This window comes from Flavobacterium erciyesense, from assembly GCF_018069925.1.
Classification (GTDB): Bacteria; Bacteroidota; Bacteroidia; order Flavobacteriales; family Flavobacteriaceae; genus Flavobacterium; species Flavobacterium erciyesense.
Genome location: NZ_JAGPXB010000002.1, coordinates 185,055 through 210,209 on the forward strand (window position 1 = coordinate 185,055; position 25,155 = coordinate 210,209).

Here is a 25,155-nt window from a genome sequence, read left to right on the forward strand (position 1 = left end):
CATCATGTCCGTAAAAGTTTTAATGGTTTGTTTAGGAAATATTTGCCGTTCACCATTGGCCGAAGGCATTTTAGCATCTAAACTTCCCAAAGATCTTTTCACCGTTGACTCCGCTGGTACGGGCGCTTGGCACGTAGGCAATGGCCCAGATGAACGCTCTATTGCGGTAGCTCGCAAAAACAACATCGACATCACACAGCAACGTGGCAGACAGTTTAGTGAATCTGATTTTGATAGCTTTGATCACATCTACGTGATGGATAGTTCAAATTACAAAAATGTTATACGACTTGCTCGTAACACAGAAGAAGCGGCTAAAGTAAAAATGATTTTGAATGAAATATTTCCAGGTGAAAATGTAGATGTTCCAGATCCGTATTACGGTTTGAATAATGGTTTTGATATGGTTTATCAAATGCTAGATCAAGCTTGTGATGAAATTGCAAAAAAGCTATTGGCTCAAAATTCAAATTAATTCCATTTTATAGTCGTTCAATTCTAGTTAGAAATAAAATTGAACCGTCAGCAGTTCTTTTTACATTTTACAAATCTATTTTATGCAATCAACCAACACTTTTGGCAAACTATATCTAATTCCAACAACCATGGGCGATTGTGACCCGATGGATGTGTTGCCACAAACTATAAAAAGAAGTATTGAACTGATTGATCATTATATTGTAGAAAACGACAAAACCGCTCGGAAATCAATAAAACTGGTTGTTCCTGAAAAAAAGCAATCAGAATTGAAGCTTTTTGTTTTAAATAAACACACTGAAACCAAAGAGCATCTTGACTTTATAAAACCTTTACTTGCTGGCGAGAACATGGGTTTAATGAGCGAAGCAGGTTGCCCTGGAGTAGCTGATCCTGGCGCTGTAATTGTAAAACTAGCGCACGATAGAGGCATTCAAGTTATTCCATTAGTTGGTCCTTCATCTATCCTTTTGGCAATGATGGCCTCCGGCATGAACGGTCAAAGTTTTACGTTTCACGGCTACTTACCAATTGAAAAAGACGAAAAGAAAGCCAGCTTTAAAACCTTAGAGCGCGTTTCTTTTGAAAAAAATCAGTCTCAAATTTTTATTGAAACTCCTTATCGCAACAACAAACTGCTAGAAGATTTAATTCAAGTTTTACATCCCGAAACCTTGTTGTGCATTGCTACTGACATTACTTTACCAACAGAATACATTCGAACTAAAAAAATTGCCGCTTGGAAAAAGGAATCCATAGATTTACATAAGCGTCCTACCATTTTTATCATTCATAAAATGTAAAAATTGTTTTTTTATATGTTAGCTTTAAGTTGTTAACGCAAGAACATTGTAAAAGAAACTCTTTATTTTTATTCTGTTTTGCAAATAGTCTTGCGAGTTTTTATTCTGTAAAAAAACAACTTCTGACGGAAAAAAAATCTGCTTTACACAACAATTTCATAGCAAATTTTGCAGCAAAATTTACTTTAAATTAGCTATATTGAGGTCCTAATTTGGCACCTTAACTATGAGTAAATTACCCAACAGCGGCGCAAGTATTTTTACGGTAATGTCGCAAATGGCAGCAAAGCACAACGCGATAAATCTATCTCAAGGCTTTCCTAATTTTCCCGTTGATGAGCGACTAACCGCCATTGTCGCGCGGCTGGCGCATGAAAATGTCCACCAATATGCACCTATGGCTGGATATTTACCCTTGTTAGAGAAAATAGCAAAATTGATACAAGATTCCTATCAAAGAGAGTTAGCGGCTGCAACCGAAGTTTTGGTAACTACTGGTGCGACACAAGGAATTTTCACTACGATTACGGCGCTCATTCAAACCAATGACGAAGTAGTAATTGTTGACCCAAGTTATGATTGCTACGAGACTCCTATTCTCCTAGCTGGAGCAAAACCTATTCGAGTACCACTCGATGACGACTATGCAACCAATTGGGAGCGAATTGAGGAAGCATTTAACTCAAAAACCAAAATGCTGATTATCAATAATCCGCACAATCCAACTGGAAAAATCTTAAAACCTACTGATTTTGAAGCGCTAGAACGCTTATTAACCAAATATCCAAAAGTACTTTTACTCTCTGACGAAGTGTACGAATACATCACGTTCGAAGAGAACCACATTTCCGCTCACACTCGCCACTTTTTGCATGACAGAACTATTGTCGTGTCCTCTTTTGGGAAATCTTTTCATATCACCGGATGGAAGATTGGCTATTTGGTTGCTCCAGAACACTTGATGAACGAAATTAAAAAAGTACATCAGTTTTTAGTCTTTAGCGTCAACAGCATTTGCCAAGTTTCAATTGCCGAATATTTAGATGTAGTTGCTATTGCCGACATCAAAAAGATGTATCAAGAAAAAAGAGATTATTTTAGAAGTCTTTTGCAAAACAGTCGCTTCAAACTAATGCCTTGCGAAGGAACGTATTTTCAAGTTGCTTCTTATGCCGCTATTTCGCAAGAAAGTGATGTCGATTTTTGCAAACGTTTGATTACCGATTTTGGAGTTGCGGCCATCCCAATTTCTACTTTTTATGCCAATGGAAAAGATTTAAAACTGATTCGGTTTTGTTTTGCCAAAGACAATGCAACCCTTGAAGCGGCTGCAGCGCGCCTGTGTGCCCTTTAAAATTGGTTTGAAAATAAATTTATTATGCATGCATACTATTTAATTTTTAGTATATTTACAATTGTAAAAAAGAAAAAAGATGAGTTATACAGATAAAATGTTACGCGATAATGCCCTAGAAGGCAAAGTAATTGTGGTTACTGGCGGCGGAAGTGGCTTAGGAAAAGCCATGACTAAATATTTTTTAGAGTTGGGTGCCAAGGTGGCTATTTCGTCTCGCGATTTAGAAAAATTGAAAACAACAGCTGCAGAATTAGAACAAGAAACAGGCGGTAGCTGCTTACCAATTCAGTGTGATGTGCGTCATTATACCGAAGTGGAGAACATGTTGCAAGAAGTTTTAAAAACTTTTGGAAAAGTAGATGTACTGCTAAACAACGCAGCAGGAAACTTTATTTCACCTACCGAGCGATTGTCAGCTAATGCATTTGATACCGTAATTGATATTGTATTAAAAGGAACAAAAAACTGTACTTTGGCATTTGGTAAACATTGGATTGACACCAAACAAGCTTCGGCTACGGTGCTAAACATTGTTACGACTTATGCTTGGACGGGATCAGCATATGTAGTACCTAGTGCTACAGCAAAAGCAGGTGTATTGGCAATGACGCGTAGTTTGGCTGTAGAATGGGCAAAATACGGAATTCGAACCAATGCAATTGCTCCAGGTCCGTTTCCTACCAAAGGCGCTTGGGACCGATTGTTGCCAGGTGATTTGGCTGAAAAGTTTGATATGGCTAAAAAAGTTCCGCTAAAACGTGTGGGAGATCACCAAGAGCTTGCTAATTTAGCTGCCTATTTGGTATCTGATTTTTCAGCTTATGTAAACGGAGATGTCATTACCATTGATGGTGGCGAATGGTTAAAAGGAGCTGGACAATTCAATCTTTTAGAAGCAATTCCAGAAGAGCTTTGGGATCAACTAGAAATGATGATCAAAGCCAAAAAGAATAAATAAACACAAGTTTAAAAAAATAAAAAAAGGCAAACCAACCAAGTGTAATACTTGTTAGTTTTGCCTTTTTTATTTACAAAATATTTATTCTAAAGCCAGTAAGATTTCGCTAGTAAGTAATCCGCTGCCACCGCCGTAATGTTGTACGATTCGGCAATGGGGTTGTTGCTTTTCAAAAAAAGAGCGTAAAGCCGTTTCTTCTTCCTCCAAAATTCCACATCCCAACAAAACGATATCGAAATTATATGCTGCAAAAATTGCTTTTGCTTCCTCATCTTTTAATACGCCTTGCGCCTGCCAATTATCTTGCTTATTGATCAAACGAATTACCGTTTGCAATATTTCAAGATGCCTTCCTATGTATAAAATATTGACTTTTTTCATGGCATGAGCATACATTTCTTCGGCGAAAGCCTAAACAACGACTTACTTTTTACAATAGAATTTATTGTTTTACGAATTGCAATTCGATTGCCAAACGAACCTCATCGCTTACAAGAACACCACCTGTTTCAAGAGCTGAATTCCAAGTCAAGCCCCAATCTTTGCGGCTAATTTTACCTTCTAAAGCAAAAGCTACTTTAGTATTTCCCCAAGGATCTTGCATTGTTCCACCAAAATCAGTAGCTAAACTAACGGATTTTGTTACGCCATGTATTGACAAATCACCAACCAATTCATAATCAGAACCACTTTTTTGTGTAAATGAAGTCGCTTGGAAAGTAATTTCTGGAAATTGTTCCGCATCAAAAAAGTCGGCACTTTGCAAATGCTTGTCTCTATCAGCATTACCTGTATTTACTGAAGCTACAGCTCCCGTAAAATTAATTTTAGCATTCTCGAAACTTTCGTTTTCAGTTTCGATAGTAGCATCAAAAGTTAAAAATTTACCTGAAACATTTGTAAACATCATGTGTTTTACTTTAAACCCAATTTCAGAATGTGTTGGGTCAATTGCCCATTTAGTTGCAGCCATAATTGTTTTATTTAAAAAATTAATTGATTGTTTGTTATTTAAAGTTGCATTGGTACTTCCATCAAAAGGACTTCGGCACCTTCTGAATTTGCAGTTAACGATAAGGAATCAGTATCCCAAATTCCTAAACCGTCACGCTGATTCAAGTTGATGTTTTGCACCGTAAAATCGCCTTTTAACACAAAAATATAAACGCCGTTTCCTGGCTTTTTGATTTGATATTGCGTTGCTACGCCTGCATCAAATTTCCCCATATGAAACCAGGCATCTTGATGAATCCAAACGCCCTCGTCCTCAGGATTTGGTGATAAAACTTGCTGTAATTTATTATGACGATCGTTTAAATCAAGCGTCACTTGATCGTATCGAGGGGTTACATTTTTTTTGTTCGGATAAATCCAAATTTGCAAAAACTTAACCAACTGGTCTTGATTTTTGTTGTATTCGCTGTGAAAAATTCCTGTTCCAGCACTCATGGCCTGTACATCACCTTCTCTAATTACAGTAGTGTTTCCCATACTGTCTTGGTGTTCCAAATCGCCTTCGAGCGGAATAGAAATAATTTCCATATTGTCGTGCGGATGCTTACCAAATCCCATTCCTTGATTGACTCTGTCATCATTTAAAACACGAAGCACACCAAAATTCATGCGTTCTCTATTTTGGTAATTTGCAAAACTGAAAGTATGGTATGATTCTAACCAACCATGATTGGCATGACCACGAGTTTCAGCTTTGTGAAGCACATGTTTAAAATTGGTATCAATGCTTGGGGCAGTATTTGTATTTTCCATTTTTCAAGTTGTTTAAAAGTACACTGCAAAGTTGGAGCAAAAGCCAATTAAAAACATTGAACTAGGACAAGAAAAATAAAACTCGCTTTTTTACGTTTTAGCGATTTTATGGCGGACTTTGCTTAAAAATTCGGCTGAAATACCGAGATATGAAGCAATGTAATGCTGGGCTACACGCTGCGAAAGTGTAGGATACTGCTCTAAAAACTCTACATATTTTTCGGTTGCCGACTTAGCAATAGTATTAAATAGGCGTTCTTGGGTTACCGCCAAACTACGCTGCATAAGGATTCGGAAAGCGCGTTCAAATCGAGGTGCTTGCGCAAAAAGTGCTTCTTTAGTTTCTGGAGTAAAAATGAAAAAAGAACAATCCTCGAGCGTTTCAATATACACTTGACTGGGTTTATGCTCATAAATACTAAATGAAATATCGCTAACCCAAGCATTTTCAATAGCAAACTGTAAAATGACTTCAGATCCATTGGCATCAATGTAATATTTACGAACACAACCTTTTATAACAAAAGCTTCAAAATTGCACATCTCGCCTGCTTGTAGCAACATCGTCTTTTTGGGCACTTGTTTATACTCCATCAAAGAATTAAAAATCCTTAACTCCTCTGAATCAAAAGGTACGTAGCGAGAGATATTTGTGTTAATTTGTTCGTACAAAACTTTTTATTTAGATTGGAAAGGTACAAAAATAAGCGCTGCCTTTGGTAAAAAAAATGGTGAAGATGCACCAATATTTATGTAAAAAACAAAAACTGCTGCCATTTAAATTGTTATTTTTGCACCATCAAAAACATAACAAAATTATTATGCTCATTATTGGAATTGCCGGTGGTACAGGAAGTGGAAAAACAACAGTTGTACATCAAATCATGAACGAATTACCACAAGCAGAGGTTGGTATTATTTCACAAGACTCGTATTACAAGGAAAACCACGGTCTTTCATTTGACGAAAGAGCCTTAATTAACTTTGACCATCCGCGTGCTATAGACTTTCCATTGTTGGTAGAGCATTTAAAAGAATTGAAGGCTGGAAATAATATTCACCAACCCGTATATTCATTTGTAACCCACAACAGAACTGATGATACCGTTTTTACACATCCACGTAAAGTTATGCTTGTAGAGGGGATTTTGATTTTGGCCAACCCAGAGTTGAGAGAACTTTTTGATGTAAAAATTTATGTTCACGCTGACTCTGATGAGCGCTTGATTCGCCGTATGAAAAGAGATATTGCAGAGCGTGGTCGTGACATGAATGAGGTGATTAATCGTTATCAAAATACGCTCAAACCAATGCACGAGCAGTTTATTGAACCGACAAAAGCTTTTGCAGACATCATCATTCCTAATGACAAATACAATACTGTTGCGATTGACGTAGTACGTGCCGTAATTAATCAACGCATTTTATAATTTAATTGTACCTTTCGGATATTCTAAATAGCAAATCAACAAAAAGCATTTGGCGCTTTACAGCCACAACAAAACAGGAATATGAAAAGCAGTTTTAAAAACAATCCTTGGTTTAAATTTTTAAGCAATAAATACGTTTGGGTATTGTTGTTTTTTACTATATGGATGGTTTTCTTGGACAATTACTCCTATTTTGACCATCAATTTTTGAATGATGAAATTGAAAGTTTAGAGGACAATGCTGCTTACTATCGAGAAGAAATCAAAAAAGATCAGGAAAACATTAGGCAACTGAAAAATCCCGAACAAATTGAAAAGTATGCTCGAGAAAAATATTACATGAAGAAAGACAGTGAGGATATTTACATCATCGAGTTTGAAAATGATTCACTAGAGCAAGAGTAAAACCTCAAAATAAAGTTTACACCTCCTAATAATCGGCTCTTGTTTTTACAAAAATTGGAGCCGTTTCAAATAACAAACACAATGACAACAAACCTTTTTGATGATTTCGATTCCGTTTCGGCGAAACAATGGAAACAAAAAATTCAATTTGAACTCAAAGGCGCTGACTATAATGAAACCTTGGTTTGGACATCGCCAGAAGACATTCAAGTAAAACCTTTTTATACTCAAGAGGATAGCAAAAATACTTTTGATGTTGCCACAAAAGCGACTGATTTTAGTATTTGTCAAAATATTTACGTTTACGATCTCGAAAAATCGATAGAAAGAGCTACCGATACATTGCAACGTGGCGCAGACAGCATTCGTTTTTCAATTGATAACGAGACTATTGATGTTACTAGCTTGTTAGAAAAAACACCATTGAACAACAGAACGGTTTACTTTAACCTATCGTTTATTTCAATCGATTTCGTGAATAAGATTGCTGCGTTTGCTGCAAATAGTAGCGCGAAAATTTTCTTAAACTTAGATCCAATTGGGCATTTAGCCAAAGAAGGAAACTGGTTTACTACCAAAGAGAAAAACAATTTTGAAACCCTGCAAAACATTTGCGCCAAGCATCCTTCGCTTTCAGTACTGAGCATTAATGCGGCCTTGTACCAAAACGCAGGAGCAAATATGGTGCAGCAAATTGCGTATGCTTTAGGTCATGCCACAGAATATTTCAATCAGTTGTCGTACCAAAAGCAACCGATGGTTTTTGAAATTGCCGTTGGAACCAATTATTTTTTCGAGATAGCGAAATTAAGAGCTTTACGCTTGTTGTTTTCGCTAATTGCAAAAGAATATGAGGCCAACCCAAATTGTCACATCATTGCAACACCTACGAAACGCAATAAAACGCTTTACGATTACAATGTAAACATGTTACGCACCACGACAGAGTGCATGAGTGCTATTCTTGGTGGAGCTGATGCTGTTGCCAATTTAGCCTACGATGCTTTGTACCATAAAGACAATGAATTTGGCGACAGAATTGCTAGAAACCAATTACTTATTTTAAAGAACGAAAGTTATTTTGACAAAGTAAATAATCCAGCAGACGGTAGCTATTACATCGAGACTCTAACGAATCAATTGGCTGAAAAAGCATTGAATTTGTTTAAAGATATCGAGGCTAACGGTGGCTTTTTGAAACAATTGAACGAGGGAATCATAAAGCGTAAAATTCAAGAAAGCGCTGATGCAAGTCAAGATCTTTTTGATAGTGGTAAAGAGATATTGTTGGGAACCAATAAACATCCTAACAAAAACGACAGGATGAAACACGATCTGGAATTGTTTCCTTTTGTAAAAATAAAACCTCGCAAAACTCTTATCACGCCAATAATTGAAAAACGTTTGGCCGAAAAACTAGAACAAGAACGATTGAATACCGAAGCATAATTCAAACTAAAGGTTCAACACATTCCACCTTTCCAACTTGTACAAATTGGTATGACACAAATGAAAAGAAAAGATTTACAACATTTACAATTACAACCTTCAGCAACTGCCAATCAACCGGAAGCAGCAAACGAGTCGTTTTTTTTAACTGCTGAGGGCATTTCAGTAAAGCCTACCTACTCTAAATTGGATTTAGAAACAGTATCGCATCTTGATTTTGGAGCTGGATTTGCTCCCAATTTGAGAGGGCCTTACGCTACGATGTACGTACGACGTCCTTGGACTGTTCGTCAGTATGCCGGATTTTCTACTGCCGAAGAGAGTAATGCTTTTTACAGAAGAAACTTAGCAGCAGGTCAAAAAGGTTTGTCAATTGCATTTGATTTACCAACGCATCGCGGTTACGACTCAGATCACGAACGCGTGGTTGGTGACGTAGGAAAAGCTGGAGTAGCCATTGACTCTGTCGAGGATATGAAAGTTCTTTTTGATCAAATCCCACTAGATGAAATGTCAGTATCCATGACCATGAACGGTGCTGTTTTGCCTATTATGGCCTTTTATATCGTAGCAGCCGAAGAGCAAGGTGTAGCTGCAGAATTACTTTCGGGAACCATTCAAAATGATATCCTTAAAGAATTCATGGTTCGCAATACCTACATCTACCCTCCTACTCCTTCAATGAAAATCATTGCTGATATTTTTGAATATACGAGTCAAAAAATGCCAAAATTCAATTCTATTTCTATATCTGGTTATCACATGCAAGAAGCTGGAGCTACCGCAGATATTGAGCTAGCTTACACGCTTGCTGATGGATTAGAATACATTCGTACCGGATTAGCAACGGGAATGAAAATAGATGATTTTGCACCTCGCTTATCCTTTTTCTGGGCCATTGGTATGAACCATTTTATGGAAATTGCCAAAATGCGTGCTGGAAGAATGATTTGGGCTAAACTGGTCAAACAATTTGAGCCAAAAGACGACAAATCTCTAGCGCTACGCACACATTGCCAAACGTCTGGATGGAGTTTAACAGAGCAAGATCCTTTTAACAACGTAGCTCGTACTTGTATTGAAGCAGCTGCGGCAGCTTTTGGAGGAACCCAATCATTGCACACCAATGCCCTTGACGAAGCTATTGCTTTGCCAACTGATTTTTCTGCCAGAATTGCTCGTAACACGCAATTGTACTTGCAAGAAGAAACGAAAATCACGAAAACGGTAGATCCATGGGCAGGAAGCTATTACGTAGAAAGCCTTACAAAAGAAATTGCCGATAATGCTTGGAAACTTATTGAAGAAGTAGAATCATTAGGCGGTATGACCAAAGCAATTGAATCTGGTATTCCGAAATTGCGTATTGAAGAAGCTGCAGCCCGAAAACAAGCTCGAATTGATAGCGGACAAGATATCATTGTTGGTGTTAACCAATACCGTTTAGAAAAAGAAGACCCGTTGCAAATTTTGGATGTAGACAACCAAATGGTTCGCAAGCAGCAGTTGGAGCAACTTGAACACATCAAAGCAACTCGAGATAGTGAAAAAGTAAAACAATCACTAGAGAAACTAACTCACTGCGCAAAAACTGGCGAAGGAAACTTACTAGAAATTGCAGTAGAAGCAGCTAGAAATAGAACAACCTTAGGCGAAATCAGTGATGCCTTAGAGTCGGTTTTTGGAAGGTATAAAGCACAAATCAAATCATTTAGCGGCGTGTACAGTAAGGAAATCAAAAATGACGAAAGCTTTGAAAAAGCGAAACAATTAGCCAATGATTTTGCCGTTGTAGAAGGGCGTCGTCCTAGAATTATGATTGCAAAAATGGGGCAAGACGGTCACGATCGTGGCGCAAAAGTAGTAGCCACAGGTTACGCTGACGTAGGTTTTGATGTTGATATTGGTCCACTTTTTCAAACACCAGCCGAGGCGGCAAAACAAGCTGTTGAAAATGACGTGCACATTCTAGGCGTTTCGTCTCTAGCTGCAGGACACAAAACATTAGTGCCACAGGTAATCGAGGCTTTAAAAGAATACGGCCGAGAAGATATTATGGTAGTAGTTGGCGGTGTAATCCCGGCGCAAGATTATCAATTTTTATTTGATGCGGGAGCTGTAGCAGTATTTGGACCAGGAACCAAAATTAGCGAAGCTGCCATTAGTATTTTAGAAATTTTAATTGGTGGTGACGAATAAGTTAGTTTTTCATCTTGAAAACTAATAAGCACAAAAAAGGCTAGTATTGTACTAGCCTTTTTTTATTCTTGTAATTTGTAAATAGACGTAACAGTTGCATTACCGTCTGCTTCAATAAACGAAGTATCATACCCGCTAAACATTTTCATATAACTGCGAATTGACGATCCGTAAGCATCAGAAAAATTGCGTCTTCCTTTATACCTGAAGTATTTTTTAACTGATCCAGCACCACCAAGGTGAGCTGCTGCCAAAATTCCTGACTCTGTAATACGAACGCCATTTAAAACGGTTCCTTCGTATTTTTCAATTTCTTTTTTTAATTCCCATTTGTTTTTAGCTAACAAGGCCAAAAATGCTTTTTCTTGTAATTCTGGACTGTTTAAAAAATGAGAACTGCTTTTTACTCCTACCGATTTCAATGTCTCGGTTCCAAATTGATATTTACCTAAATAACCTAAGGAATTGATTTTTTTATACTTGCTTTCGGATTCTCTTTTTCCGATAGCTTCTTTAAAACCAACAAAAAAATTACCAGTGTAAGGAATACTTGAATTGTTGTATTCACTTGCTTGTTCAGATGGAAATAAGTAGTGTGAACCATCTTCTTCATTAATAAGAAACCAGGGGTTAGTTTCTAAATTTAAAGGCCTAAAACCTAAACTCAAAAAAACTGTAATAACAGTCAGACTAGTGTAAAAATACCACTTCTTTATCATAAATTGTTTTTCTTCAAAACGCTGTCCCGTTAAGAAATTTCTATGCGCAAAGGTACGTAAAAAATAGTAAGCCTGATAATCAGCACGTTAAACTTTTCTAAAAATAGACGAAGTGGTATTTTATATCGCCGAACTGACTGATTTCGAGCGTTGGAGCGGGAAGCTTGATGGTATTAATTAAAGAAAAAACAGTCTTCAAAACCGGAGATTGGGTCTTTATTTTGGTTAAATCAACATCTAAACTGAGGTAAAACTGTCTCGTTCGCCTTGCATTAAAGCCAGTCGTTGCAACTTGATCGTTAGGGTTCCCTGCTAGCATTCCATCGGCGCCGTATCCCAAAGCAATGTTGAGCCATTTTGGCAATTTTGATTGCTTAGCAAAGGAGTGCAAGTTCACCGAAAGCCAATAGGTTTGACCGTTGTAATCTTTTAAAATTTGTTCCGTTAAATTGGCGCCTAAAACCTCTGGACGGTATGTAGCAAAATTGGTTTGATGAAAAGAAAATTTAGGAATAATACGTTGTTCTTCCCACAGAAGATCCTGCGCGAGATACAATCCTGTTCCCGTTGCGTTGGCCACTACGTCACCCACAGATGCTCCCCACTCTTGAGAAAAACCATCCATAACCTCAACAGCAGTTAAAAAGGCAAAACCGATTCCGGCACCATACAACCTTTGTTGTTTTTTACTGGCACCGCTCCATTGCCAAAGTTCAGCACTTAGCCTGCCCAATTGATAAGAAGAATAAACATGTCCTACCTTATCCATTTGAAGCCATTCTGAATTGTCATCAACAAAATGAAATTTGGATCGAGGATACGAAGCATACCACAACTGATTTAACCCAATTAAGGTTCCAGTCGCAATTGCGGCTTGCGAAATTCCTACTGCTTTTTGTCGTTTAAGATGTAAGGAATCAGCAGGTTCAAAAAAACGCTGCGCGAAACTTATTTGAAAAAAAAGGAGGAAACAAAGAACAAGGCGCATTTTATCGTTGCACGCCTTGACTGTTAATCCAATCAGAGTATTTTTTTGCATTAACATTGTGCTCCTCTAAAGTTGTAGCGAACTCATGGTACCCAAAACGATCTACGCTGGCGCAAAAGTAAATGAAGTCGTTTTTTTCAGGATTTAAAACTGCTTCGAGCGCAGTGATATCTGGCATGGCAATTGGCCCAGGAGGTAAACCAATATTCATATAAGTATTATAAGGATGTGGCATTACCAAGTCTTTGTAGAAAACTCTTTTTATCACTTGATTAAAGTCGTTGGATTTCTTTTTCAAGGCATAAATCACCGTTGGATCGGCTTGCAAAGGCATTTCTAAACGCAAGCGATTCAAGTATACGCCTGCAATGCGTGGTCTTTCGTCTTTTTTTACTGATTCTTTATGAACGATTGATGCCAAAGTTGTAGCCTGAATTGGTGTTAAACCTTGTTTTTGTGCTTGAGCGATACGCGCCTCAGTCCAAAAACTACGGTATTCTTTTAGCATTTTATCTCTGAACTTTACTGCAGATGTATTCCAATAAATCTCATAAGTATTTGGAATAAGTAAGGCCAAAACCGTCTCTTCATTAAATCCGTTTTCTTTTAAAAAAGTAGAGTCTTTAAAAGCTTGCAATAATGAAATACTGTCGGCTTCGATTTGTGAGCCCACACGACCAGCTAAATTTTCGATGCGTTCTTGATTGTTAAAAGCCAATTTTACCGCTGAATTAAGGCGCAGACTTTTAACCAATTCATAACTGTTCATTCCCTTAGTCAAAAGAAAGCGACCCGGAATCACATTCTCGGTGTACCCACGTTTGCTGGCAACAGTTTCAAAACGTTCCATATCTTCAACATAAGGCACAAGCAATTGTTTTACTTGCTCATAATTTGCATCAGTAGGCACGTATACGTACACTTCATTTTCTGAAAATTTGGTATTTGGCGAAAATACTTTTTGTACAAAATACAAACCGTAAACCAATAAAATGGAGATTACAACTACAGATACAATGCTAATTATTTTTTTAATATTCATTTGAGGGCTTTTATGAATGAAGAAATATGTTTTCTAATTTATATCTAACTATTTGAAAAACAACAACTCATTTTTATAACTATAGCGAAGGCCATTTCGTATTGATGAGTTGAAAAATGGCTTCGTCTTTGTAGACTCCTTTTACGAAAGTCCAATCTTTTTTGATACCAATTTTTTCGAATCCAAATTTAGTAAAAAGTGCCGTACTTGCAGCATTTTCGGCACTAATATTTGCATACAATTGATGTAAATTGAGGTTTGTAAAAGCATATTCAATTAATAAATCTAACGCTTCTGAACCGATGTTTTGATTTCTATTTTCTGCTTTTTGAATAACGATGCCAACACCTGCTCTATTGTTTTTGGGATCAAAATCAAATAAATCAATTAAGCCAACTGCAGGAAAATCTTCGTCTTGACAAATAGCCAATCGCAATTGTTTAGCTTCATAAATATCTTGCTGGGCGTTTTCAAGGTATTGTTTGACCAAAAATCTGCTGTAAGGAGTTTGCGTATTGCTTACTTCCCAAATACTTTGATCGTTTTCAATGGCGTACACGAACTCCAAGTCATTGGGCTCTAGCGCACGAATATAAATGTTTTCGCCTTTTAATGTTTTCATTTAATTATTTCAGGAAGTTACATTGAGGAATCTCAGCAATGAACCATAGTTGATTTTGATAATTCGTTTAGAAAATTAAATTTCAATCGTACCTTGAAATACAAATTGAGCAGGTCCTTTCAGAAAAACATTTGTAAACTGTTCGCCTTCTTTTTCAAACGAAACGGTTAATTTCCCTCCCTCTACATTCAAATTAATTTCAGTTTCAGCTGTTTTTTCTAACACATTCATGGCTATGGCTACGGCTGTTGCACCAGTACCGCAAGAAAGTGTTTCATCTTCTACGCCTCTTTCATACGTACGTAAAGAAAAGGTGTTCGGATCGATTTGATTCACAAAATTGACATTACTTCCGGCTTGACCGTATAAAGAGCCATAACGAATGGCAGCTCCGTTTTGTTTTACGTCGTAATTGGGTAAATCAGCTACCAACTGCACATGATGTGGCGAACCAGTGTTTAAAAAAACATAATCCTCTTGCACATTTACCTTGGCTACATCAATCATTTGCAGTGCTACAATTTCGTTCTCGTCAATAGTTGCGTGATGCAAACCATCTGCAGCAATAAATGTCGTTTTGTTTTCAATAACCTGTAGCTTTTTGGCGAAAGCTACCAAACAACGGCCACCATTGCCGCACATAGAACTGGTATTTCCATCTGAATTATAGTACACCATTTTAAAGTCGGTTTCGGCATCGTTTTCTAGTAAAATTAAGCCATCAGCTCCAATCCCAAATCGTCGGTCGCACAATTTTGCTACAAGTGCTGTATTGTCTTTTGGAAAAAAAAGCGAACGGTTGTCAATCATAACAAAATCGTTGCCTGTACCTTGGTATTTATAAAATTCTAATTGCATTTTTTTAATTTTGTGAAGTACAAAAGTACAAACTATTAATGAAATGTTAATCATTGTTAAAGAGCGTTAAACGGTATTTTAACAAACCAAAAAAGTTTTAATTTTACTTGTAATTATTTTTTTAAACGAAATTAAAGATGAAAAATTTATCAACATTATTTGGAGTTTCCTTGTTAAGCGGTGTGGTTACTTTAGGTTCCTACAAGCTATTATTTGATACTGATGGTTATTTTTCTAAAGATAATGGTTCAGTAGTTACCATGGCATCCAATTCATACGGAAAAAGAGTTGGTTTAGCATCAGAAGTGCTAGACTTTACTGAGGCTGCTGACAAGACCATACATACGGTGGTTCACGTAAAAAACGTTTCAAGAACAACAGTCTCTAACCCAATTCTAGAATACTTTTATGGCTTTCGAGGCGGACAATCGCAAGAGCAAGTAGGAACTGGATCTGGAGTAATTATCTCTGAAGACGGCTACATCGTCACCAACAATCACGTGATTAAAGATGCATCCGAAATTGAAATTACACTCAACAACAAGAAATCATACAAAGCAAAATTGATTGGTACCGACTCAAAAATGGACATCGCTTTGCTTAAAATTGATGCCGATGAAAAGTTGCAGTACACCGCTTTCGCGAATTCTGATTCGGTGAAAGTGGGCGAATGGGTTTTGGCGGTAGGAAATCCGTATAACTTGAACTCGACTGTTACGGCAGGTATCGTTTCGGCGAAAGCCAGAAATTTAGACACGAGCGGAATTCAATCGTTTATTCAAACAGACGCGGCCGTAAATCCAGGAAACAGTGGTGGTGCTTTGGTGAACACTCGCGGCGAATTAATCGGTATAAATACGATGATTTCGTCACCAACTGGAAGTTATACCGGATATTCATTTGCCGTTCCTTCTAACATTACCCGCAAAATCATTGAAGACTTAATGGAATTCGGGAATGTACAGCGCGGAATTCTAGGCGTTGAAGGTGGCGAATTGAACAGTATGAATTCTAAAGAATATGGTATTAGTTTAACTCAAGGCTTTTACATCAACAAAGTGACTAAAAATTCAGGTGCTGACAAGGCTGGCTTGACCAAAGGCGATGTTATTGTAAAAATAGACGAACAAAACATCAGCTCTTTTGCGGATTTGTCAGGCTACATTAACACCAAACGTCCAAACGATAAAGTACAAGTAACTTACAACCGAGACGGAAAAATCAAAACCGTTCCAGTTACGTTGAGCAAAAACGAGTTTTTTAATGCGGAGTTCAAAGGAATGACCTTAGAAAATCTTGAAACTGCCGATAAAAAGAAATTTAAAATCGATTACGGTGTGCGCATCAAAGGCATTAGCGACCAAAAGTGGCAACAATATGAAGAGGAATTGGTTGGAAGTATTATTTTGACTATCGATAATGTCAAAGCGACTAATGTAGAAACCGTATCAAAATTGATGAGTAAAATTGATGACAATCAAAAAGTACGCATTGAATTGATCAGTAAAAACGGTGAATTGCTACGCTTCTTTATGTAAACAATTTTAAAGTTTAAAAACTCTAAGCCATCTTGCAAAACAAGGTGGCTTTTTTATTTTGCAAAAAAAATGAAAAACACGCTACGAAATCGATTGAAATGGGTACTTTTGCACAAATTTTAAAAAAATACAAGACCTTATTTTCATTAAATTTTCAACATGACAACTACAACTTTATACGAAAAAGAAGTCTCTTTGCAAGCCGACAGGCGACGTGCAGGAGTAGAATTGATTAAAATCATCAGTGATTTATGGTATGACAAATCCATTGAAATGGTTTTGTTTCGCAACCAATTAATAGATCGCAATGTAAGCGAGGTAATCAACCTACACGAGTATGCTGCTGCATTTGTAGGCAAACCTATTTCGATTTTTAATTCGGTTAAAATTGCTCAAGCGATTTTAGAATTGAACTTGCCACCCGCAAAATTAGACATCGGAAAACTTACGTATGAGTTCGGACAAGAAGAAGACAACTATCCAGACGCGAAATATTTTGTAATTGACAAACTAAAAAACGCTAAAGATTCAGAAGAAATTCAACCAAAAGATGTTGTATTGTACGGTTTTGGACGTATTGGTCGTTTATTGGCTAGAGAATTAATGTCGAAAACAGGTAAAGGAAGTCAATTGCGCTTGCGTGCTATTGTAACTCGCGACAAAAACGATGCGGTTTCATTAGAAAAACGTGCTTCGTTGTTACAATACGATTCTATTCATGGTGATTTTGAAGGTTCAGTTACTGCCGATCCTGCAAACAATGCTTTAATCATCAACGGAACAACCGTTCATGTAATTACTGCAAACAGTCCTGAAGAAATTGATTACACGCAATTTCATATAAATAATGCCTTAGTGATTGATAATACAGGAGCTTTTACAACACAGGAAGCTTTGAGTCGTCACCTTACTTCAAAAGGAGCTGATAAAGTACTACTTACTGCTCCTGGAAAAGGAGTTCCGAATATTGTTCACGGAGTTAACCACAACGAGTACAACCCAGATGAAATCAGTATTTTCTCTGCAGCTTCTTGCACAACCAATGCGATTACTCCGATTTTAAAAGCGGTTGAAGATACCTTAGGCGTTGTTAAAGGACACTTAGAAACCATTCACGCCTATACCAACGATCAAAACTTGGTAGACAATATGCACAAGAAATACCGTCGCGGTCGTGCTGCTGGTTTGAACATGGTAATTACCGAAACTGGTGCCGGAAGCGCTGTTGCAAAAGCGTTACCATCGTTAGAAGGAAAATTAACTTCTAACGCGATCAGAGTTCCTGTTCCTAATGGTTCGTTAGTAGTTTTGAATTTAGAAGTTTCTAAAAAAACCACCGTAGCCGCTTTGAACTCAATCATGAAGAAGTATGCTCTTGAAGGCGAATTGGTAGAGCAAATTAGATATTCTATGAATAACGAGTTGGTTTCATCAGACATTGTAGGAACGGCACAACCTGCTATTTATGACAGTAATGCAACAATTGTTTCAAAAGATGGCAAAAGCATCGTGCTTTACATTTGGTACGATAACGAATACGGCTACAGCCACCAAGTAATTCGCTTAGCTAAATATATTGCTAAAGTAAGACGTTACACGTACTACTAGCCTACCGTTTACAAGTTGTGGTGGGTGGTTGTAATTTTTTTAGTTTTAGTTTTAGTAAATAGTTTTAAATTTAAAACAGCCACTTCCCGACTTGAATAAAATTTAAAATCCGTCTTGTTATCAAACGAGACGGATTTTTTGTTTCACAATTATAAAAGAAAAACATTGCAGTTATGTAGTATTTTATTTCTATTTTTAGCATTGCCAAATTTCTAAATCAATTCAGCATGCTTAAAAATTCCCTAATCGCCCTTCTACTGCTTACAAATTTTATAAGTTATAGCCAATCGTCTGATGACAATACAAATTACTGGATTGATATCGATGGAAAATCTGTTTCTAAAACACAATATTTACAGCAATTTGGTGGCCGATATTCAGAATTTGCGGCATGGAATTACATTGCAAAAGACTCGGGACGGGTCACAAAAACCCATTACAAATTTAACTTGTATACCGTTGATCATTCCTTTTTTCTAAATTACATCAACCGCACCACGAATAAAAAATTACCTACCAACACCACTTTATTAATTGAATTCCATTACAAAGATGACCTTTGTAGCAGTAATTCTTCCAATAATTGGAGCGGGTCAAAAATTGCGAATCGAAAATACCACACCGATACTTGGAAAAAATCTATTGAAAGTAAAAATGAAAATCTAGTCTATTTGGTCTTTTTTGAAAAAGGTATTGAAGTACAAAATTCAAAAAGCAAACGCGAATACTACTTCAGTGACCAAGAAAATTTATTAAGAGAAAAAATCTTTTTAAATCCAACATCATGCGGTTCCTATATGATTTCAAAACCAGATGGAATAACACTTGTTCGAAATGGCGAAAGTACTGCCAAAACAATGGCCGCAAATTTAGATCCTAAAAAATGGGACAAGCAAGAATTTGAATAATCGTTCATCCTTCTACTCATAAAAAAAATCCGTCTTGTTCTTCAACGAGACGGATTTTTTGTTTGTGATTTTCTGTAATTGTACCGAATTGGCACGTAGATGACACAGATTAAAGAGATTTTTATTGATTTTTTTTTAAAAACTCTCAATGAAATTAACAATGACTTTTTTTAAACGTATGAGCAGTATATTTTTTTGTAAGTTGCACTATTTTAAACTCATAAAAGATCTAAAATACATTTCACAACTTACTAATTAATAACTCATAATTCATAACTCATAATTAAAGAAACCTACTCCTTCGCCTTAGTCATATAGTAAATCGGGATACCAATAAGCATAATCAACACACCCCAACCACAGGTAGTTGGTTTTGTGTACAATAACGCCAAACATATCGCCGAAGAAATCAAAATGTACAAAGCAGGCAGTACAGGATAACCAAAAGCCTTGTACGGACGCTCTGCATTGGGCATTTTTTTGCGTAAAATGAATATTCCTAATATCGTTAAGATATAAAACACCAGTACAATAATCACCACAAAATCAAGTAAATCCCCATACTTACCCGTCAAACACAAAGCCGAAGCCCAAATACACTGCGCCCAAATAGACCATTCTGGTACACTCGCTTTGTTTAACGAAGCTGCCTTTTTAAAGAAAACACCATCCTGCGCCATCGTATAATACACACGAGCACCAGCCATAATCAAACCATTGTTACACGCAAAAGTCGAGATCATAATCATCACGGCAATAATCAAAGTGCCTACTGACCCAAAAATAGTTTGCGAAGCCACCACAGCCACACGGTCTGATTCGGCAGTAGCAATATCAAACAAAGGCACCACGGCCAAGTACATCACATTGGCCACAATATAAATCACACTCACCAATAATGTTCCTAGAAACAAACTCAAACCCACATTGCGTTTTGGGTTTTTAATTTCGCCTGCAATAAAAGTCACGCCTTCCCAAGCCACACTAGAGAATTGCGATCCCACAAAGGCCGCCGAAATACCCGATATCAATGCAATACCACCAATAGGCAACCACTCGCCTGTTTCCACATTCAAACTTTGAGCTTGCCAAGCGTTGGCCCAATTCGCATCCCACACCGCACTATCGGCAGCCATAAAACCAAAAATAATCAAACCCGCTAACGAAAGTACTTTGATCACCGTAAGCACCGTTTGCAAAATCTTCGAGTTTTTCACCCCACGACTATTGACATAACTCAGCAACACAATCGTAACAATAGAAACAATTTGGGCAGCATTTAGTTTAAAATCGCCTATTTCATACAAAATATTTTTATCACTCAAAGGCGCATACAAGTAAGCCGCAAATTTGGCAAAAGCCACACCCACCGCCGCAATAGTACCGGTTTGAATCACCGCAAAAAAGCTCCATCCGTACAAAAAACCAATCAGTTTACCGTAAGCTTCCTTAATATACACATACTGCCCGCCCGCCGTAGGAAACATCGCGCTCAACTCGCCGTAACTCACCGCAGCAATCACGGTAATCACGCCCGTAAGCACCCACATCGCAATCAGCCAGCCGGCAGAGCCAAGTTGTCGCACCATATCCGAGCTTACAATAAATATCCCCGATCCTATCATAGAACCCACCACAAGCATGGTCCCGTCAAGTAGTCCTAATTCTCTCTTAAAATTGTCTGGTTTTTGGTCTTCCATAAAAATGGTGTTTTGGTTAGTTGTGGGCTAAAGATATACTTTTTTTAGAAATCTAAATTCAGATGTGCTTATTTATGGCATGTCCCAGCTTCCGCACGGCTACAGCTGCGTCAGGCTATGCGCTCTATCTTTATTTTCTTAAAGAAAGAAAATAAAGGATGCCGCTCCTATCCTTCATGCGAAATCCACCTTTTCATTTTCAATCTCGAAAAAGAGAAGAATTGCATCAGGGTTTTAAGTACGAAAAGGTTGAAATAATTGAAGACTCTTCACTGATTTGTAATACTATTATACTTATATTTGGAAACAGATAAATGTGGCTAACATTAAAACAAGCGACCTAATTTTAGGGTGCTGTGTTTGATTTTATTAAAAGTTTTTACAAATTAGCTGCTATTTTTTCACAAAATCATTTTGAATTAATACCTATGAAACCACAATTTGTTTTACCCAATAGAAATGGAGCTGGCACAAACGAAGAATTTCAAACTGAAAGTAATATTGTAATTATTGGGGCGAATGGTTCTGGTAAAACAAGATTGGGTGCATGGATTGAAACACAGCTTCAAAATCAAATTGGCGTGCATAGAATCTCTGCTCAACGAGTATTAAATATTCCCGAATATGCAACAGTTAAAAATTTAGAACAAGCTGAAAAGGGTTTGTTTTACGGACGAGACGATCGATACGGCTTACCGCAATATAAGAAAGGCTCACGATGGGGAGATAACCCTGAAACTCACATGTTACATGATTATGATCAGCTTCTGTCAACTCTATTTGCAAGAACTTCAAAACGTGATAGTCAGCATACAAAAGCTACAAAGGAAAGTGGACAATATATTCCAGTAGCCGATGCACCAATTGACATTATTGTGGAATTGTGGAATGATATTATGCCACATCGCGAAATCATTTTCGAAGACGGAAAAGTTTTGGTTAAAAAAACAGGTATTGCAGAGTATCATGGGAAGGGCATGAGTGATGGAGAAAGAGTAACACTCTATCTAATCGGTCAATGCCTTTGTGTACCTTCAAATTCTATTATAATAATCGATGAACCAGAAATACATTTGCATAAATCTCTGATGGCAAGGCTATGGAATAAAATTGAAGATGCTTGTCCCGATAAGCTTTTGATTTTTATAACTCATGATTTAGATTTTGCGTCTAGTAGAAATGACGCGAAAAAAATATGGATAAAAGATTTTAATGGTACTGCATGGACTTGGGAAGATGTACCCGACATAGAAACTATTCCTGAAAGTTTACTTCTTGAGATAATTGGTAATCGCAAGAACATTATCTTTTGTGAGGGAGAAAATGATAGTTTAGATACGATTATTTATAGACAAATCTATCCAGAGTTTCACATAATTCCAAGAGCAGGTGGTGATAAAGTAATTGAGGCAACTAAAACCATAAGGAGCAATCCAGTCTTACACCATTTAAATGCATACGGAATTATAGATAGTGACTATAAAGAAGAGGAAGAAAAAGTTGCATTAAAAGAGCATGGAATAACAACTATCGCCGTTGCTGAAATAGAGAATTTATTTTGCGTTGAAAAAGTACTCCGAATTGTTGCTGAACACATGGAATTAGATCCAGATAAAATGGTCAATAAGATAATTGACTATCTAATCGAATCTCTTAACGCCGAATTTGATGTTCAAGTTTCTTCCAAAGCAGAAAAAATTATTGAATATAAATTAGGTGCATATTCTAAAAAAGGAAATACAAAAGAAGCACTTAAAGAGGCAATAAACGAAACTTTATCTAGAATAAACGTAGACAAAATCTACGGAAATTGTGAACAGCTGTTTAAATCCGCAATGGAGGAACGAAATCTTGATAAGATTTTATTATTGTACAACCGGAAAAGTTTACCAAATAGGATTTCATCTATTTTTGGATTGGGAAAGAATGAATATGAAAGGTTACTAATAAGATTACTTAGAGGTAGTAAAAAAGATGAAATTGTAGATGCATTAAAACTGTATTTGCCAAATTATTAAGCAGCCCCAGCTAGCACAAGCGTCCGGCTCGTAATGATCTCAACGGATTAATATAATTTTAGATTGTCCCGATAATTAGATTTTTTAAAATATTGAGAAAGAAACTAAGTTCACGAGCGTGACGCTCGCGCTAGCTTGCAGACAAATAGAACAAATCCCCCGCTAGCGCGAGCGTCCCGCTCGTGATGGTGTCAACGGATTAGAATGATTTTAGTTTATACCAGTCATTAGTTTTTTTTTAAAATATTGAAATAGTATTTGTATTCACGAGCGAGACACTCGCGCCAGCTGAAGGACAATTTTTTTTTCAGAAAAAGCAAATTAGATAACATTATGACAGAAGAAACGGAAATGAGCAAAAAAGCAGCGATTGTATTTTTCATTTTAATTATTATTGGTCTTTACTTTATTGTTGACAAAGCCGATAAAACTAGAGAAGAAATTGAAAATTATCCTGGTACAACGATTTGTAAATACACGCTATGCAAACCTTCCGGCAAATCTTCTACCGCTTTTGTGAAATACGTTGTAAATAATAAATTGTATCGAACTAATAGTGGTGGTTGTCCTGAGAATTCTTCTGAAAAAATAAATAAATTCTTCTACCTAAAATATGCCACAATTAATCCAAACAATATTGAAGTTGATTTTACAAAAGAGGTTACCAACAAAACAGAGATTGAGGAATTAGAAAATCAACTTAAAAATTGGTTTGATCTGGAATAACATTTCCCTGCTAGCGCGAGCGACTCGCTCGTGATGGTGTCAACGGATTAGAAAGATTTTAGTTTGTACCAATGATTAGATTTAAAAAAAATATTGAAATAGTATTTGTGTTCACGAACGTGACGCTCGCGCTTGCTAGCATACAAGTTTACTTTAACACCTAATCCGCGAGGTCATCCTAATGTTAGCTGCCGATTTAACTAAACAGAATTACAACTTTAAATAAAATAATGATGAAAAAAATAATTGCAATCCTCGTATTTTCTATTTGTTCCTTTTCCACATTTTCACAGACAAATAGTGGTAATGAAATAATGGCACAAGGAAGTTCAAAAACAAAAGTAAAACCTGATTTGGCGTATTTAAGAGTAACTATTGAAAAAGAAAATCAGGTTGAAAGAAATGCAATCAAAGAACTAAATGAAGAAATTGATAAGTTGCAGAAAGTACTTTTTAAAATAGGCTTTACAGAAAAAAATATTAAAATTTCTGATTATAAAGTGTCAAGTAATCAAAATGATGACAATAAAAAAGAATATTCTGCTACAAATACATTGTCAATTAATTTTCCTTTGAACAATAAAGTTATTGAAGCATTTTATCAAGAAATTCAAATCGAAAACATCAAAGATTTAGATATAGGATTTGAAACTAAAATTTCTGCAGAATTAGAAAAAAAAATTAGGCAAAAATTAGTTCAAATAGCAATTGCAGATGCAAAAAGTTATGCGGAAAACGTTGCAAATACATTAAATGTTACGATTAATAATGTAAAACAAGTATCGAAATTTAGCCCACGAGATTATTTCACAGCATCGGATGATGTATCAGAAATGAAGTTTGATAAAACAATGGCAGCTTCGGCTCCAAATCCAAAAACTTCCTTTGACAAATTTGAAGTTGAGGAAATAGAATTAGAAGAAACCATAACTATCGTTTACGAAATAGTAAAAAAATAAAAAGCAATCTCACCACAAGCTACAATCGCTCCAGTTATGGATTTGAAAAATCTATAAAAAATGCCAACTTAAAAGCAGAAAAAATATCAGAATTTCTCCAAATTGACAAATTATAAATTGATTAAATATTAAAAAAATAATGACAGAATATCGTACTAAACCAAATTTATTAAAAAGATTTATTGCAGGTTTAATTGACTATTTATTAGTTTATGGTTTCTTCTTTGCTTTTGTTTATGCATTCGGACAACCAAATAATGAAGGCGGATATTCGGTTACAGGAATATTAAGCTTAATTCCATTTGTATTCTGGTTTTTAATTATTGTTCTTACCGAAGTCTTTCTTGGAGCAACTCTTGGAAATGCTTTAGTTGGAATAAAGCCAAAATCTTTAACAAAAAGTAATGGCGAATTGAGTTTGAGTCAATCTATAAAAAGACATTTATTTGACCCAATTGATATGTTTCCATTTGGCTTGATTGCGATAATTACAATTAAAAACACCGACCGAAATCAACGCTTAGGAGATATTTGGGCAAAAACTATCGTTACCGAAGCAGAGAATAAATAAAAACCTCCCGCTAACGCCAGTGTCCCGCTCATGATGTTTGTTAATAGATTACT

Annotated in this window: 25 protein-coding genes; 15 read left to right on the forward strand and 10 right to left on the reverse strand. The window is 36.5% G+C overall.

Annotated elements, in window-relative coordinates:
* The first annotated feature begins 4 nt into the window (after positions 1–4).
* The 4 genes from KBJ98_RS03825 (at position 5) to KBJ98_RS03840 (ending at position 3,595) form a co-directional block, all read left to right on the forward strand.
* Positions 5–475: a low molecular weight protein-tyrosine-phosphatase gene (locus KBJ98_RS03825; RefSeq protein WP_210788352.1), complete on the forward strand. Its 471-nt coding sequence runs from the start codon at positions 5–7 to the stop codon at positions 473–475.
* 82 nt (positions 476–557) lie between these two features.
* Positions 558–1,280 carry an SAM-dependent methyltransferase gene (locus tag KBJ98_RS03830; RefSeq protein WP_166138599.1) on the forward strand — a complete coding sequence of 241 codons (723 nt, stop codon included), beginning with the start codon at positions 558–560 and terminating at the stop codon, positions 1,278–1,280.
* Positions 1,281–1,506: 226 nt separating this feature from the next.
* On the forward strand, positions 1,507–2,634 hold the full coding sequence (locus KBJ98_RS03835; RefSeq protein WP_210788353.1) for a methionine aminotransferase: 1,128 nt from the start codon (positions 1,507–1,509) through the stop codon (positions 2,632–2,634).
* Between the two features lie 79 nt (positions 2,635–2,713).
* Entirely contained in the window at positions 2,714–3,595 is an 882-nt protein-coding gene (locus tag KBJ98_RS03840; protein WP_166138604.1) for an SDR family oxidoreductase, read from the forward strand.
* Positions 3,596–3,676: 81 nt separating this feature from the next.
* Here KBJ98_RS03840 and KBJ98_RS03845 read toward each other — a convergent pair whose 3' ends face one another.
* From KBJ98_RS03845 to KBJ98_RS03860, 4 genes are all read right to left on the reverse strand, one after another.
* Entirely contained in the window at positions 3,677–3,976 is a 300-nt protein-coding gene (locus tag KBJ98_RS03845; RefSeq protein WP_210788354.1) for a hypothetical protein, read from the reverse strand.
* A 61-nt stretch (positions 3,977–4,037) separates the two neighbouring features.
* A complete protein-coding gene (locus tag KBJ98_RS03850; protein ID WP_210788355.1) occupies positions 4,038–4,568 on the reverse strand; it encodes a YceI family protein in 531 nt (176 codons plus the stop codon).
* 38 nt (positions 4,569–4,606) lie between these two features.
* Positions 4,607–5,362 (reverse strand): pirin family protein, encoded by a 756-nt coding sequence (locus KBJ98_RS03855; RefSeq protein ID WP_210788356.1) that lies wholly within the window; start codon positions 5,360–5,362, stop codon positions 4,607–4,609.
* Between the two features lie 90 nt (positions 5,363–5,452).
* Entirely contained in the window at positions 5,453–6,034 is a 582-nt protein-coding gene (locus tag KBJ98_RS03860; RefSeq protein WP_225899053.1) for a Crp/Fnr family transcriptional regulator, read from the reverse strand.
* Between the two features lie 149 nt (positions 6,035–6,183).
* Here KBJ98_RS03860 and udk point away from each other — a divergent pair, with 149 nt between their 5' ends.
* From udk to scpA, 4 genes are all read left to right on the forward strand, one after another.
* A complete protein-coding gene (gene udk / locus KBJ98_RS03865; protein WP_166138832.1) occupies positions 6,184–6,792 on the forward strand; it encodes a uridine kinase in 609 nt (202 codons plus the stop codon).
* Between the two features lie 81 nt (positions 6,793–6,873).
* The gene (locus KBJ98_RS03870) at positions 6,874–7,197 is read left to right on the forward strand and encodes an FtsB family cell division protein (protein ID WP_166138620.1); all 324 of its coding nucleotides are present in this window, start codon (positions 6,874–6,876) and stop codon (positions 7,195–7,197) included.
* A gap of 81 nt (positions 7,198–7,278) precedes the next feature.
* Positions 7,279–8,646 (forward strand): methylmalonyl-CoA mutase subunit beta, encoded by a 1,368-nt coding sequence (locus KBJ98_RS03875; RefSeq protein WP_210788357.1) that lies wholly within the window; start codon positions 7,279–7,281, stop codon positions 8,644–8,646.
* A gap of 60 nt (positions 8,647–8,706) precedes the next feature.
* The gene (gene scpA / locus KBJ98_RS03880; protein WP_210788358.1) at positions 8,707–10,845 is read left to right on the forward strand and encodes a methylmalonyl-CoA mutase; all 2,139 of its coding nucleotides are present in this window, start codon (positions 8,707–8,709) and stop codon (positions 10,843–10,845) included.
* Positions 10,846–10,907: 62 nt separating this feature from the next.
* On the opposite strand, the gene KBJ98_RS03885 is transcribed toward scpA, so the two are convergent.
* The 5 genes from KBJ98_RS03885 to dapF all read right to left on the reverse strand — a co-directional run bounded on the left by KBJ98_RS03885 (position 10,908) and on the right by dapF (position 15,074).
* A complete protein-coding gene (locus KBJ98_RS03885; RefSeq protein WP_210788359.1) occupies positions 10,908–11,564 on the reverse strand; it encodes a peptidoglycan-binding protein LysM in 657 nt (218 codons plus the stop codon).
* 97 nt (positions 11,565–11,661) lie between these two features.
* A complete protein-coding gene (locus tag KBJ98_RS03890) occupies positions 11,662–12,603 on the reverse strand; it encodes a DUF2279 domain-containing protein (protein WP_225899054.1) in 942 nt (313 codons plus the stop codon).
* Positions 12,554–13,594 carry an endolytic transglycosylase MltG gene (mltG, locus tag KBJ98_RS03895; protein ID WP_210788361.1) on the reverse strand — a complete coding sequence of 347 codons (1,041 nt, stop codon included), beginning with the start codon at positions 13,592–13,594 and terminating at the stop codon, positions 12,554–12,556. Before mltG ends, KBJ98_RS03890 begins: the two co-directional genes overlap by 50 nt.
* Before the next feature lie 79 nt (positions 13,595–13,673).
* Positions 13,674–14,216, reverse strand: coding sequence for a GNAT family N-acetyltransferase (locus tag KBJ98_RS03900; RefSeq protein WP_210788362.1), 543 nt, complete (start codon positions 14,214–14,216; stop codon positions 13,674–13,676).
* Between the two features lie 75 nt (positions 14,217–14,291).
* The gene (dapF, locus tag KBJ98_RS03905) at positions 14,292–15,074 is read right to left on the reverse strand and encodes a diaminopimelate epimerase (RefSeq protein WP_210788363.1); all 783 of its coding nucleotides are present in this window, start codon (positions 15,072–15,074) and stop codon (positions 14,292–14,294) included.
* Between the two features lie 137 nt (positions 15,075–15,211).
* Between dapF and KBJ98_RS03910 the strand changes: the two genes are divergently transcribed.
* From KBJ98_RS03910 to KBJ98_RS03920, 3 genes are all read left to right on the forward strand, one after another.
* Positions 15,212–16,612, forward strand: coding sequence for a trypsin-like peptidase domain-containing protein (locus tag KBJ98_RS03910; RefSeq protein WP_210788364.1), 1,401 nt, complete (start codon positions 15,212–15,214; stop codon positions 16,610–16,612).
* A gap of 159 nt (positions 16,613–16,771) precedes the next feature.
* A complete protein-coding gene (locus KBJ98_RS03915) occupies positions 16,772–18,220 on the forward strand; it encodes a glyceraldehyde-3-phosphate dehydrogenase (RefSeq protein WP_210788365.1) in 1,449 nt (482 codons plus the stop codon).
* A gap of 227 nt (positions 18,221–18,447) precedes the next feature.
* Positions 18,448–19,128, forward strand: coding sequence for a hypothetical protein (locus KBJ98_RS03920; RefSeq protein ID WP_210788366.1), 681 nt, complete (start codon positions 18,448–18,450; stop codon positions 19,126–19,128).
* 293 nt (positions 19,129–19,421) lie between these two features.
* Here KBJ98_RS03920 and KBJ98_RS03925 read toward each other — a convergent pair whose 3' ends face one another.
* A complete protein-coding gene (locus KBJ98_RS03925; protein WP_210788367.1) occupies positions 19,422–20,828 on the reverse strand; it encodes an APC family permease in 1,407 nt (468 codons plus the stop codon).
* Between the two features lie 428 nt (positions 20,829–21,256).
* On the opposite strand from KBJ98_RS03925, the gene KBJ98_RS03930 reads away from it, so the two are divergent.
* The 4 genes from KBJ98_RS03930 to KBJ98_RS03945 all read left to right on the forward strand — a co-directional run bounded on the left by KBJ98_RS03930 (position 21,257) and on the right by KBJ98_RS03945 (position 25,102).
* Positions 21,257–22,846: a DUF4435 domain-containing protein gene (locus KBJ98_RS03930; protein WP_210788368.1), complete on the forward strand. Its 1,590-nt coding sequence runs from the start codon at positions 21,257–21,259 to the stop codon at positions 22,844–22,846.
* 333 nt (positions 22,847–23,179) lie between these two features.
* Positions 23,180–23,572, forward strand: coding sequence for a hypothetical protein (locus KBJ98_RS03935; protein ID WP_210788369.1), 393 nt, complete (start codon positions 23,180–23,182; stop codon positions 23,570–23,572).
* Between the two features lie 233 nt (positions 23,573–23,805).
* Positions 23,806–24,531: an SIMPL domain-containing protein gene (locus KBJ98_RS03940; RefSeq protein WP_210788370.1), complete on the forward strand. Its 726-nt coding sequence runs from the start codon at positions 23,806–23,808 to the stop codon at positions 24,529–24,531.
* 139 nt (positions 24,532–24,670) lie between these two features.
* Positions 24,671–25,102, forward strand: a complete 432-nt coding sequence (locus tag KBJ98_RS03945) for an RDD family protein (protein WP_210788371.1) — start codon at positions 24,671–24,673, stop codon at positions 25,100–25,102.
* The last annotated feature ends 53 nt before the right edge of the window (positions 25,103–25,155 follow it).